At 64.5% G+C, this 13,459-nt stretch carries 9 protein-coding genes; 1 reads left to right on the top strand and 8 read right to left on the bottom strand.

Going from position 1 to position 13,459, the window contains the following annotated elements; genetic code table 11:
* Window positions 1-15 precede the first annotated feature (15 nt).
* The 6 genes from tkt to ACFSNN_RS02740 all read right to left on the bottom strand — a co-directional run bounded on the left by tkt (window position 16) and on the right by ACFSNN_RS02740 (window position 7,980).
* A complete protein-coding gene (gene tkt, locus ACFSNN_RS02765) occupies window positions 16-2,064 on the bottom strand; it encodes a transketolase (RefSeq protein ID WP_244322947.1) in 2,049 nt (682 codons plus the stop codon).
* A 153-nt stretch (window positions 2,065-2,217) separates the two neighbouring features.
* Window positions 2,218-4,077, bottom strand: a complete 1,860-nt coding sequence (locus tag ACFSNN_RS02760) for a TRAP transporter large permease (RefSeq protein WP_134463149.1) — start codon at window positions 4,075-4,077, stop codon at window positions 2,218-2,220.
* A gap of 4 nt (window positions 4,078-4,081) precedes the next feature.
* Window positions 4,082-5,125, bottom strand: coding sequence for a TRAP transporter substrate-binding protein (locus ACFSNN_RS02755; protein ID WP_134463151.1), 1,044 nt, complete (start codon window positions 5,123-5,125; stop codon window positions 4,082-4,084).
* Window positions 5,126-5,286: 161 nt separating this feature from the next.
* Window positions 5,287-6,051: an SDR family NAD(P)-dependent oxidoreductase gene (locus ACFSNN_RS02750; protein WP_012427977.1), complete on the bottom strand. Its 765-nt coding sequence runs from the start codon at window positions 6,049-6,051 to the stop codon at window positions 5,287-5,289.
* An 88-nt stretch (window positions 6,052-6,139) separates the two neighbouring features.
* Window positions 6,140-7,138 carry a transketolase family protein gene (locus ACFSNN_RS02745; protein ID WP_134463153.1) on the bottom strand — a complete coding sequence of 333 codons (999 nt, stop codon included), beginning with the start codon at window positions 7,136-7,138 and terminating at the stop codon, window positions 6,140-6,142.
* Window positions 7,135-7,980, bottom strand: coding sequence for a transketolase (locus ACFSNN_RS02740; RefSeq protein ID WP_134463155.1), 846 nt, complete (start codon window positions 7,978-7,980; stop codon window positions 7,135-7,137). The genes ACFSNN_RS02745 and ACFSNN_RS02740 overlap by 4 nt, the downstream gene beginning before the upstream one ends.
* 131 nt (window positions 7,981-8,111) lie before the next feature.
* Between ACFSNN_RS02740 and gcvA the strand changes: the two genes are divergently transcribed.
* On the top strand, window positions 8,112-9,002 hold the full coding sequence (gene gcvA, locus ACFSNN_RS02735; protein WP_208949572.1) for a transcriptional regulator GcvA: 891 nt from the start codon (window positions 8,112-8,114) through the stop codon (window positions 9,000-9,002).
* A gap of 42 nt (window positions 9,003-9,044) precedes the next feature.
* On the opposite strand, the gene ACFSNN_RS02730 is transcribed toward gcvA, so the two are convergent.
* Both ACFSNN_RS02730 and ACFSNN_RS02725 read right to left on the bottom strand, forming a co-directional pair.
* The gene (locus ACFSNN_RS02730) at window positions 9,045-11,981 is read right to left on the bottom strand and encodes an ATP-binding protein (RefSeq protein WP_134463159.1); all 2,937 of its coding nucleotides are present in this window, start codon (window positions 11,979-11,981) and stop codon (window positions 9,045-9,047) included.
* A gap of 280 nt (window positions 11,982-12,261) precedes the next feature.
* Window positions 12,262-13,179: a helix-turn-helix transcriptional regulator gene (locus ACFSNN_RS02725; protein ID WP_134463161.1), complete on the bottom strand. Its 918-nt coding sequence runs from the start codon at window positions 13,177-13,179 to the stop codon at window positions 12,262-12,264.
* Between the last annotated feature and the right edge of the window lie 280 nt (window positions 13,180-13,459).

Genomic DNA, 13,459 nt, shown 5'->3' with positions numbered 1-13,459 from the left:
CATGTCCCCGATGATTTACAGATGCCGCTTCGCTTCAGCGACGATATGCTGCGCGGTGATGCCGAAGTGCTCGTACAGCGTCTCCGCCGAAGCCGACGCGCCGTATCCCGTCATCCCAACAAAGCCGCCGCGCTCGCCGAGATAGCGATCCCAGCCGAAGCGCAACGCCGCCTCCACGCCGACTCGCACGGTGCCCGCGCCAAGCACGGTTGTGCGATAGGCGTCGTCCTGTTCGTCGAAAATCTCCCAGCACGGCATGGACACCACGGCCGTCGCAATGCCTTCGTCCTGCAACTGACGGCGCGCCGCTACGGCCAGCGCGACTTCGGAACCGGTCGCCAATAACGTCACGACGCGCGCGCCGCCTTCTGCTTCTTCGAGTACGTAAGCGCCGCGTTGCGACAATGGCTCGGCGCTATATTCACGGCGCACCAACGGCAGCGCCTGGCGGGCGAACACCAGCGTGCTCGGTCCGCGCCGATGTTCGAGCGCGAGCGCCCAGCACTCGGCGGCTTCGACGGCATCGGCGGGGCGCAGCACGCGCATGTTCGGCATCGCGCGCAGCGAGGCGAGAATCTCGACGGGTTGATGCGTCGGGCCATTTTTGCCGACGCCGATAGAATCGTGACTGAACACGTAGTGCACCGGCAGGCCCATTAGCGCCGCCATTCGCATGGCCGGACGCTGGTAGTCGGAGAACGCGAGATACGTGACGCTGGTCGCGATCACGCCGCCATGCGCGGCCATGCCGTTGGCCATCGAGCCCATCACGTGTTCGCGCACGCCGCAGTGGACGTAGGCGCCGCTGCGGTCCTCGGCAGTAAAGGCATGCAACTGACGCTTGTGGCCGGTGGGCGCTTCGAGGTCGGCACACCCCACCATGCGTTCCGGCAACAGCGGCGCGAGCAGATCGCTGATCTCGCCCGACACGGTAATGCCGGGCTGCGCCTCGTCACGCTCCACGGCGCGTTTGCGGTAGTCGTCCAGCACGTCGCGCCAGCCTTGCGGCAGATAGCCGGACTGGACCCGTTCGAACTCGTCGCGCTGAGCGGCGGGCAACGCGGCGAGACGTTCGTGCCACGCGTAGTACTGCGGATCGCTACGCCGTCCTGCCGCGCGCCATGCGCCGAGAATCTCCGCGGGTATCTCGAACGGGGCGTGCAGCCAGCCGAGTGCGTCGCGGGCCGCGTCGGCGTCCGTCTGGAACAGCTTGCCGCTGTGGCCGCCACGCTGTCCTTGCAGACGCGCGATGCCGCGGCCAATCACGGTCTTGCAGGCGATCATCGAAGGGCGCGGGTCCGTGCGGGCGATCGTCAGTGCGGCCGATACCGCTTCGAGATCGTGCCCGTCGACCTCGACGACATGCCAGCCGCCAACGCGAAAACGCGCGCAGACGTCTTCACTGATCGAGAGGGAAGTGCTGCCGTCGTCGGTAATCTGGTTGTCGTCCCAGCAGAGAATCAGCTTGCCGAGTTGCAGATGGCCGGCCAGCGAAATCATCTCCTGGCCGATGCCTTCCTGCAGACAGCCATCGCCGACGAACGCATACGTATAGTGGTCGACGAGCTCGCTGCCGAATTTCGCCGCGAGATACGCTTCGGCGATCGCCATGCCGAGCGCGTTGGCGATGCCCTGGCCGAGCGGGCCGGTGGTGGCCTCGATACCGTGCGCCGGTTCGTACTCGGGATGCCCCGCGCAATGCGAGCCCAGCTCGCGAAAGGTCTTGATCTGTTCCAGCCCGATCGCGTCATATCCGGTGAGATACAACAGCGAGTACAGCAGCAGCGAGCCGTGACCATTGGACAGCACGAAGCGGTCGCGATCGGGCCAGGTCGGATCGGCGGGGTTGAATTTCAGGTGGCGCGTGAACAGCGCGGTCGCGATTTCCGCCATGCCGAGCGGCACGCCCTGATGGCCTTCGCCGGCGCGCAGAATCGCATCGATGGAAAGGAAGCGGATCGCGTCGGCCAAAGGCAAGGGCGCGCTTTGCGCAACCTGGACCTGCGGCGTGATCGAAGCAGGCGAAGCATTCAGTGCGGCAGACGGGGCTTCGGTGGTGGACATGGCAAAAGGCTCCTCTACGCCGCTGCTTTTACGGGCAGCGGCGGCAATCAGACAAATTGAATCGATCGAATGGCGTGGCCCGAAGCAGCGGGCGGAAGAACGTCGCGCGAGGCATGACGGCGTTGGCCTCGCGCTTCAGGAGAGGTCAAAGGCTCAATGCAGGAAGCCCGTCGAAATCCACGGCACCGCGGCCACGATGATCAACCCGGCCATCAACGCGGCGATGTAGCCGAGAATCGGCTTCATGCCTTCATCCGGATGGATGCGGCTCACCGCGCAAGCGGAGTAGTAGCCCACGCCGAACGGCGGCGCGAACAGGCCCACGCCCATCGAGAGGATCACGACCATGGCGTAATGCACGTCGTGGATATGCATGGCCCGCGCGATCGGAAACATCAGCGGGCCGAACAGCACGATGGCCGGAATGCCTTCGAGTACGCTGCCGAGAATCACGAACATGCAGATCGACGCCGCCATGAACATCGCCGCGCCGCCAGGCAAAGCGCCCAGGGTCTGCGCGAGTTGGCCCGAGAAGCCCGATTGCGTCAGCGCCCACGCCATTGCGGTGGCCGCGCCGATGATCAGCAGGATCGCGCCGGACAGCGTGGCGGTATCGATCAGCATCGGCTTGAGCCGCTTCCACTCGAAACGGCGATAGATCAGCAAGCCGGCCAGCACCGCATACGCAATGCCGATGGTCGAGACTTCGGTCGCCGTCGCGATGCCTTCGACCACCGCCGCGCGAATCACGAACGGCAGCGCGAGCGCCGGAAACGCGATCACCAGCTTGCGCAGAATCTCGCTGCGCGACGCGCGCTTGACACTCGACATGTCTTCGCGCCGATAGCGCCACTGCACGACGATGCACAGCGTGATCGCCAGCACGATGCCCGGCAGCATGCCGCCGGTGAAGAGCGCGGAAATCGACACGCCGGTCACCGAGCCGAGCGTGATCAGCACGAGGCTTGGCGGAATCGTCTCGGTCTGCGCGCCGGTCGCGGCGAGCAGCGCGACCAGATCGCCGGGTTTCGCGCCGCGCGCTTTCATCTCCGGAAACAGCACGGGTGCGACTGCGGCCATGTCGGCGGCTTTCGATCCCGAGATACCGGAGACGAGATACATGGCGCCGACCAGCACGTACGAAAGACCGCCGCGCACGTGACCCAGCAGGCTCGCGAGAAACGCGATCATCGCCGCGGCCATGCCGGTCATCTCGATCAACTGGCCGAGGAACACGAAGAGCGGCACGGACAGCAGGATCAGATGCGACATGCCTTCGTCCATCCGGCCGACCACCACCGGCATGGGCGTGTTCGTGGTCAGCGCGAGATAACCGAAGGTGGCGAGCCCGAACGAGAACGCGATGGGCACGCCGCTCAGCACGCCGAGCGCCACGAGGCCAACGAAGAAGATCAGCAGGTTGATATTGCCGAGGTCGCGCAACAGCGGCCCCAACGCGATGAAGATGCCGACCAGCGCGCCGACCGTCGCGACAGCGCCGAGCACGAGACGCCAGTTGCCCATGCGCGCAAGCCGCACTACGGCGACCAGCAGCATCAGCGCGGAACCGATCGGCAACGCGGCGGCGCGCCACGAATTCGATAGTTCGAGCGCGGGCGTGGTGATGAACGACTCGTCCTGCGCGAAGCTGATGGCCGGCCCGATCACCATCGCGAGAAACGCGATCGGCGCGGCGATCGCCACGACGTCGAGAAACGCGCGCACGCCGGGTGGCGCCATGCCGACGAGCGCGGTCATCCGCATATGCTCGCCGCGCCGCAAGGCGATCACGGCGCCGAGCATGGCGAGCCAGAGGAACAGCATGGAGGCCAGTTCGTCGGACCAGACGAGCGGCGCGTGCAGAATATAGCGGCTCGTCACGCCGGCCAGCAGCACGACGATTTCCGCCAGCACGAGCAAGGCGGCCGGAATCTCCACCAGATGCCCGAGCGCGGAATCGAGCGCGCAGGCGAAGCGGTGCTGCCGCTCGTGTGAATAAGAGATCGAGATCATCGCATCACCCCAGTTTTCCGACGGACTTCTCCAGCAGACCCCAGGCTTCGTCGCCGTATTTGCTCTTCCAGTCGTGGTAGAAGCTCGTCTTGGCCAGCGCGGCGCGGAACGACTCACGATCCACGTCGATGAAAGTAATGCCCTTGGCCTTCAGATCGTCGCGCAGGGAACTGCTCAGCTTCGCGATGTCCGCGCGCTGCAGCATCGCGGCCTTTTCGAATTCGCGCGTGACGATGGTGCGCATGTCCGCCGGCAGTCGTTCCCACGCGGCACGGTTGCCGAGAATCCAGTAACCGTCCCACACGTGCGACGTGAGGCTGATGTACTTTTGCACTTCATAAAGCTTGGCCGTGGCGATGATCGGCAGCGGATTTTCCTGGCCTTCCACCACGCCGGTCTGCAAGGCCGAATACAGTTCGTTGAAGTTGATCGGCGCGGGGCCAGCGTCGAGCGCCTTGAACAGCGAGGTCAGCATCGGCGCTTGCGGCACGCGGATCTTGAAGCCCTTCAGATCGGCCGGCGCACGCAGCGCGCGTGTGGACGAGCTGATCTGCCGGAAGCCGTTGTCCCACACCTTGCTGACCGACACGAGGCCGGACTTGCCGATCTGCCCGCGAATGTAATTGCCGAGATCGCCGTCCATGGCTTTCCACACGGCGTCGTAGTCCTTGAACGCGAAGCCGGTGTTGACGATGCCCGCGGCCGGCGTGAGCGTCGCGAGAATCGACGAGGCCTGGTTGAAGAACTCCACGCCGCCGTTGCGGACCTGCGAGAGCAGGTCGGTGTCGGAGCCGAGCTGGTTCTGCGGAAACAGCTTGATGTCGAGGCGGCCGTTGGTCGCTTCGCGAATGTGATTGATCGCCTCCTGCGCGCGGATATTGACCGGATGCGTCGGGTCCTGGCCGGTGGCGAGCTTGTACGAGAACTCGGGCGCCGCCATGGCGCGCCGCGAGACGCTCCATAACGGCACGGCTGCGGACAGGGTCGCGCCGGCCTTCAGAAAGCTGCGGCGGCTGATGCCCTGCGGGGCGTTCGAACGGGTAGTCATGGTGTCTTCCTCCAATATGGCGTGTCGTTATGTTTTTCTACAGTCTCGAGCGAGGCGGCTGCACGTGTCGCGCACCGCGCCCGTTTGTTCTCTACTGCGCGGTTTCCATCGCCGCCGGCCTCCCGCCGTGCAGCCCGTCCTGCCGGACGATCGGCCTTGAATCAGCCGTGAATCAGCATGCCGCCGTTCACGTCGATCACCGCGCCGGTGATATACGAGGACAGGTCCGACGCAAGGAACAGGAACGCGCCGGCCACATCGTCGGGCACGCCCAGGCGATTCAGCGGAATGCCCGAAAGAATCTCGACGCGCTTGTCGTCGCTGATCTTGCCGGCGTTGATGTCGGTCTGGATCAGGCCCGGCGTCACGCAGTTCACGCGAATGCCGTCGTTGCCGAGTTCGCGCGCCATTGCTTTGGCGAGACCGAGTACGCCGGCTTTGGCCGCCGAATAATGCGGGCCGCCGAGAATGCCGCCGCCGCGCTGCGCCGACACCGACGACATGCAGCCAATCGACCCGCTCTTCTGCTTCTTCATTTGCGGCACGACCGCTTGCGACAGATACAGCACGCCGCGCAGATTGACGTCGAGAATGCGGTCCCAGCTTTCCGGGTCGATGTCGAGGAATTTGGCCGCCTGGGTGATGCCGGCGTTATTGATCAGGATATCGATCGAACCGAAATCGGCGACGGTGCGCTCCACCGCCGCCTGACATGCACCGCGGTCGGTGACATTGCACACATAACCGCGATGCTCCGGCCCGATCGACGCGGCGGCTTCCACAGCGGCCTTTTCGTCGAGATCGAAAATGGCGATGCGCGCGCCGTGAGCGGCGAATTTGCGCGCGGTCGCCATGCCGATGCCGCGCGGCGACGCGCCGCCGGAAATGACGGCGACCTTGCCGTCGAGAAGACGTGACTCTGACATGATGCGGATCTCCTGAATGTGATGCTTATGGTTTGCTACTGTCTTTGCTATGGGTGACTACGCTTGTTTCTACTCATGAAATCGGCGTCTAGCGCAGCCAGCCTTTGATGGTGTCGCACATCGCCTCGGTCGAAATGCCGTAACGGTCGTGCAGCGTCGGCAGCGCGCCGGCGTCGAGAAAGGCGTCGGGCAGGCCGATCTGACGGAAGGGCGGCGTGACGCCGTTGGTCAGCAGCACGGTGGCCACGGCCTCGCCAAGTCCGCCGATCACCGTATGGTTCTCCGCGACGATCACGAGGCGCCCCGGACGGCGCGCTTCGCGCAGCAGCGTGACGGCGTCGAGCGGCTTGATGGTCGGCACATGCAGCACGCCCACGTCGACGCGGTCGGCGGCGAGCGCCTTGGCCGTTTCGAGCGCGCGCATCGTCATGATTCCGGACGAGATGATCAGCACTTCGGTCCCGTCGCGCAGCAGCTTGGCTTTGCCGAGTTCGAACTGATAGTCGTATTCGTCGAGCACGACCGGCACGTTGCCGCGCAAGAGCCGCGCATATACTGGGCCGCGATGGTCGGCAATCGCCGGCACCATCTGCTCGATTTCGAGCGCGTCGCACGGGTCGATCACCGTGAGGTTCGGCATCGCGCGGAACAGGGCGAGGTCTTCGGCCGCCTGGTGGCTCGGGCCGTAGCCGGTCGTGAGGCCGGGCAACGCGCACACCATCTTGACGTCGAGGTTGTCTTCGGCAATCGCCTGGTGAATGAAGTCGTAGGCGCGGCGCGCGGCGAACACCGCATAGGTGGTGACGAACGGCTGCGCGCCTTCGTGCGCCATGCCGGCGGCGGCGCCCATCAGCAGTTGTTCGGCCATGCCCATCTGGTAGTAGCGCTCGGGAAATTCCTTCGCGAACAGATGCAGGTCGGTGTATTTGCCGAGGTCGGCGGTCATGCCGACCACTTCGGGCCGGTTGCGCGCCAGTTCCACCAGCGCGTGGCCAAACGGCGCGGAGCGGGTAATCTGGCCTTCGCCAGCGATCGAGGCGATCATCGCCGAAGTCTTCAGGCGCGGTTTCGGTGCTGCGGCGCTCATACGGTTCTCCTGGCTTCGAGCGCTTGCAGCGCGAGTTGCCACTCGTGCGCATCGACGCGGATAAAGTGGTTTTTCTCGCGTGCTTCGAGGAACGGCACGCCGCAGCCCATACGCGTATCGCAAACGATGATGCGCGGTTGCGCTTCGGGATGCGCGCGCGCCGCATCGAACGCGGCGACCACCGCCGCGAGATCGTTGCCGTCCACCCGCTGCACGTACCAGCCGAATGCCTGCAGCTTCTCGACCAGCGGCTCGAACGCCATGACCGCCGAAGACGGCCCGTCCGCTTGCTGATTGTTGACGTCGACCATCGCGATCAGGTTGTCGAGCTTCCAATGCGCGGCGGACATGAGACCTTCCCACACCGCGCCTTCGTCGAGTTCACCGTCCGAAAACAGCGTGTAGACGATGGCGTCCGAACCCTTGCGCTTGAGACCCAGGCAGCGGCCAACCGCGATCGTCAGCCCCTGGCCGAGCGAGCCGCCGGACATCTCCATGCCGGGCGTGTAGCTCGCCATGCCGGACATCGGCAGGCGGCTGTCGTCGCTGCCGTAGGTCTCCAGTTCTTCGTCGGCGATGATGCCGGCTTCGATCAGCGCCGCGTACAACGCGATCGCGTAATGGCCGTTCGAGAGCAGGAAGCGGTCGCGGCCTTCCCAGTCGGGATCGTCGGCGCGATAACGCATGGCTCGGAAGTAGGCGACCGCCAGCACGTCGGCGATGTCGAGCGCCTGGCCGATATAGCCTTGCCCTTGCACCTCGCCCATGCGCAGCGCGTTGCGGCGGATCTGGTAGGCATGCTCCGCGAGCTCGGGATAGGGCGCGGTTTCTCTCAGGTTCATTCGTGCGTCTCCTCTTTTGCGTGGGCCGCATCGACGTCGCAGCCAGTGATGACAAGCGTAATCGCACGCCAGGCATCGCTCAAACGAATTAAGATGGCCGATAGATGAATTGAATTCACGTGGATGCTGCCATGCACAATCGCGTCACCCTCAAGTCGATACAAGCCTTCGAAGCAGCCGCCCGGCTTTCGTCGTTCGCGCTCGCAGCAGAAGAACTGTTCGTGACGCCCTCGGCGGTCAGCCATCAAATCAAGCTGCTCGAAGAACAATTGAGCATTCGACTGTTCCATCGCTTGCATCGCACGGTGCTGCTGACGGACTCGGGCAGGCAATACGCAGAGGAAATCAGCGCGGCGTTCGCGCGTATCGACGCGGCCACGCGCGAGATCGGCCGCGTGGCGAAGAGCGACATCCTCACGATTCATTGCACGCCGAGTTTTGCGACCCAATGGCTGATGCCGCGCATCGCGCGCTTCAGCGCGGCGCATACGGATATCGACGTGCGATTGAATGCGTCATCGGAAGCGGCGGATCTGATTTCAGGAGCGGTCGATATCGACATCCGCTACGGTCCGCGCAAGCTGCAACCGGCCGGCACGCTGGTGTTGGAATTGCCGCCGGAGACGATCGTGCCGCTATGCGCGCCGGCGTTGATGAGCGGCGACTATCCGCTGCGCAGCGTCGCGGACCTGCAGCACCATCCGCTGATTCATAGCGAGGGCTGTCTGGTCGGCTGGCGGGACTGGATGCGTTTGCATCGCAAGACGCGGATCGATATTGGACGCGGACCGCGCTTCGACCGCTCGTTCATGGCGCTGAGCGCCGCGGTCGATGGCTTGGGCGTGTGCCTGGAGAGCCTGCTGCTCGCGCAACGCGAACTGGAAACCGGACGGCTCGTCGCGCCGTTCGGCACGGACGGCCTCGACGTGCACGGCTACACGCTGAATCTGTTGAAGTCGCGTGCCGACTTGCCGAAGCTGCGCAGCTTTCAGGATTGGCTGTTTGCTGAACTGGAGCGGTGAGGTGCGCGCAGGCAGGCTTGGAACGGCGCGGCACGTCCGCGCCTAGCCAACGCGTTCGACGGTATCGTTAAACCGATGCGCTTCCCGCTGCGGCAATTCGAACACCGCTCGCTGGATTGCTTTGTCATGACGCGAGCGCAGCGTCCTGAGCATCGCGAACAGGGACCGCACATCGGTGGCGCTGGATGCCGTGTCGAAATACGGTGCGATCTGTGTCAGCACTTCGACCGCTTCGTCATTGCGGCCTTCGTCGCGCAGCAACGCGGCCATGGCCAGCGACGCGCGCAGTTCCCACATTCTCGCGCCCTGCTCGCGGGACGATTCGAGCGCCGTCGCGAAGCAGGTGGCCGCGTGCGCAAGCTTGCTGCCGAAATCTTTGCCGGCACCGGCTTGCACGCCAGCTTCGGCGTGCGCGGCGATTCCCAGCACGCGCCAGATTTCTGCAACGAACATCAACTCACCATGATGTTGGCAAAACGCCAGGGCGTCGTTCAGACGGCTGGTCGCTTCGCGCGTTCGTCCCACGCTCACGAGCGCCTCGGCATGGACGACGACAAACAACGTGACGACACGCCGGAAGCCGCGCGCGATCAACGCATCGAGCGATGCGGCCAGGATCGGCAGCGCCCGCGCCGCCTGTCCGTCGAGAATGTCGCGGTAAGCGCTCAGGCAGTCGCAATACTCCACCCAGACATCGAAGCGATGCAGCGCGGCCTGCGAACGCATGATCTCCAGATACGCCGCGGCGCGGCCCAGATCGCCCGACAACAGCGCGAGCGGCGCGGCCACGGTGCCGAGCATGTGCGTGAGCGACGGCTCCATCGTTTCGGGCCGCACGAGATTCACGAGCGCATCGACCAGCGTCATGGCCTCGCCGGGATTGCCCTCAAGCCAGGCGATCCGTGCGAGCGTCCCGTTGCAATAGACGAGCGGATCGACGGCGAACATGCTGTCCCACTGCGACTTTCCCTCGATCTGTGCAAAGCGTTCGCGCGCGCCCAGCAATTTCTGTTTGGCCTGCGCGTGCTGCCCGAGACAATGCAGCGATATGGCCACCGCCTGGTCGCCCAGAACGGCTTGCCATGCATTGCCTTCGTCTTCGGCGAGGCGCTGGAATTGCCGCGCGAATTTCATCGATTCGTGGATGTCGCTGCTGGAGAGCATCATGTTCCACAAGCCCCACAGCGCGCGCGCCTGAAACTCCTGGTCGCCGCTCGCGATCGCCAGTGCGAAGACATCGCGCCATAGTTCGGCCGACCGCGCGACGCACCCGCGAACGGACGGCAAGGCCGTCGCCAACGCCGCGCGCACGCGCATTTCGCAGGCGGCGTCCACCGTGGCGGCCGGAAGCTGGTCGAGTACGCCGACCGCGAGTTCGGCGCGCGCGCAAGCCTCCGCGATCATGCCGCCATCGAGCAGCGCACCGGCGAGGTTGGAGGCGAGATCGACGCCGAGGCGCACATCGCCTTCGGCGGAGAAGGCCCAGTCGAACGCGCCACGCGCGTCGTCGAACGTGTGGTGCAGAGCCGTGGCGCGCTCGGCGTCGCGGCACACGGTGGGCGCCGTGCGCGTCTGGAAGCAGGTGGACAGATAGCGCGCATGGCGCGAAGCGAACGCCGAGTGCTCGCCCTCGGCCTGCAGTTTCTCCAGCGCATAGGCCCGCGTCGATTCGGGCAGCCGGTACTTCGCGACCGGCCCGTCGAACTCGACATTGGCGAGCGACTTGGCCAGCAGTTCGCTGATCCCGCTGATTGCGTTCTCGATCGTCAAAGTGGAATCGCACACGACCGCGCACATGGCCTCGAACGTGAACACGCCGCCGAATACCGCGATCCGTCTGAAGAGCGACTGCGCGCCCTGGTCGAGCAGCGCGAAGCTCCAGTCGAAGGTGGCGCGCAAGGTCTGATGGCGTGGCAATGCGGTGCGATAGCCGCCCGCGAGAATCGCCATGCGATCGTCCAGCCGCCGATGCACGCCCTCCACGCCGAGCGCCGCGACGCGTGCCGCGGCCAGTTCGATTGCGAGCGGAATGCCGTCCAGCCGCCGGCATATTTCGCCGACCAGCCGTAATTCGGCGCTCTCGGCCCCCACCTTGTATTGCAACGAGTTGGAGCGCAGCAGAAACAGATTCACGGCCGACTGCTGCAGGATCTCCGCATCGGTGGAATGCAAGTGCGGCACGTCCAGCGGATCCACGCGAAAGACGGCCTCGGGCATGATGCGCAGCGGCTCACGGCTAGTCACGAGCACACGCAGCGAATCGCTTTCCGCGATCAACGCCTCCACGATCTCGGCCACGCAACCGATCACATGCTCGGCGTTGTCGAGCACTAGCAGTCGGTGCCTGTGCGCGAGCGCGGCGGCGAGCTGCGTGACGGCGGGCGTCGCGCCTTCCGTGAGCAGTCCGCAAGCTTGCGCGATGGCGCCGAGCACGCCGTCAAACGTGTTCAGCGTGGCCAGTTCGACAAAGCAGACCGGCTCGGCATAATCGTCCGCGGCTTGACGCGCGGCTTCGATCGCGAGACTGGTTTTGCCGATGCCGCCCGCGCCCACCAGCGTCAGCACGTGCGCCTCCCGCAGCATCGCGCGGATCTGTTCGATTGCCGCGTCGCGGCCCACGAGGCGGGTTTTCGGCGAAGGCAAAGGACGCCCGGCGCAAACCCGGCTGATGGGCCGCACGGGCGCTGGCTTTTGCCGATGCACAAGCTGATAGCCGCGGCCAGGCACGGTGAGAATCAGATGCCGGTCCGCGCCGAGAATTTTGCGCAAGGCGGAGAGATGCACCTGGATGTTGTTCTCTTCCACTACGGTGTTCGGCCACACCGCATTCATCAATTCGTCTTTCGTGACGAGACGGCCGGCGGCCGACACGATGACGGCGAGAATGTCGAAGGCGCGTGAGCCCAGATGCAGTGCTTCGCCGTCCCGCCGCACGGTGCGCATTTCCAGATCGATTTGAAAGCGGCCTAGTTCAATCATGTCGTTTTCAAGTCCTGGGACAATGAGCGTGATAGGGAGATGCGCCGCTCGGCTGCTGGTGAGCGCCTCGCATGTCCTCGCTGCGTCGGCGCAAGCTCGAACGGCCATCGTCGATGGGCTTGAAAGTACCTTGGCAAATCACGCGCGTCTTGTCGGTTAGTGCGATGCTTTGTAAGAAAGTCTCGCGGCGCGCGCGAACACGGCTCGTTTGTTGCGATACCGGCATGGGCTCAAGAGGCGGGAGGCGCATTCAGCGCCGTTTGCTCGACGGCCCGGCCGCTTAGCCGGCGGCCTGTTTGCGCCATGTGCCGGGCGGCGTGCCGACCAGTTGCGAGAAGGTCCGCGTGAAATGGCTCTGGTCGGAGAAGCCGCATGCAATGGCGATTTGGGAAAGGGAATAGTCGGAATTTCTCAGGAGATCGCGAGCCCGGTCGATGCGCCGCTCGAGCAGCCATTGATGCGGCGTGCGATGCGTGGTTTCGCGAAACGCGCGAATGAAGTAGCTGCGCGAGAGGTTGCATGCGTTGGCGATTTCTTCGATCGACACGTTGCCTTGCGACTTGGCGAGCAACATGTCTTTGGCGCGCGTTTCCTGCAAGCTCGACAGGCGCCGGGTTCTGCTGAAGGATGAGCACGCCGTGTCGCCGTATTGATCGAGCAGATGTGTGCCGACGGCGATGCCTAACTGCTCGACAAAGAGCGGGCTTGCCTCGCTCTTGCGATCCAGCGTGAGCGAGAGGATCTGCGCGAAATGGCCGAGCGTTGGATCGTTGCGACCTGCTAGCGTGGCGAGGCGCGCCACGTTTGAACCGTTGCGCTCATAACAGGCGTTTGCGATGAAAGCGCGCGACAGTTCGATCAGCACGAAATCGAATCCGCGTTGCAGATCGGCTTTGTAGTCGTCCGCGAAGTCACGGATATAGACACTATCCTGGCCGAAGTCGTGGGTGGTCCAGCGGTGTGCCGAGTAAATGCGCCGCCGGTGGCCTGGCTTGAGCGACACGCCGATCAGGAAGCCGCGGTCGGAACCGTGCATGGCGACCGCGCTGGTTTGGTTGTCGACGGTGGACTTGCGATAGAACTTGAACTCGCCGGTGTCGAGTTCGAGATCCCGGCCGAGCTGGTTCGACAGGCATCCCAGCGAGTCTTTGGATCGTGCGGCCGGGGCGGTGGTGGCGGTCAGTGTGGCGTTCAACATGATGGGTCACCTCGATCGTCGCGCAGCGGTCGCACTGCTTTCAGCAATTTACCCGAAAATTAAAAAATGTAAGCAGGCGTCATTATGGCTTAATCGCCCCGGAATGTGAAAGTGCTGAGTTAAATGGCTGCTGCTTTAATATTAGGCAGAAAGAAGCATTTGAAGCGGGCGGTCGGCGATCGCCCCTTGGCCCGCGCGCAGCGGGCGTTTGGGCTTGAGGGGTCGGGCTCGGCGGCGCGTCGCCCGTCACTGGCGAGAGGCGATTTTATTTTTGTCGGGC

This window comes from Paraburkholderia dipogonis (genome assembly GCF_042680985.1).
Lineage (GTDB): Bacteria > Pseudomonadota > Gammaproteobacteria > Burkholderiales > Burkholderiaceae > Paraburkholderia > Paraburkholderia phytofirmans.
Note: the sequence above shows the minus strand (reverse complement) of the source record. Positions and strands in the feature narration are given on the sequence as shown.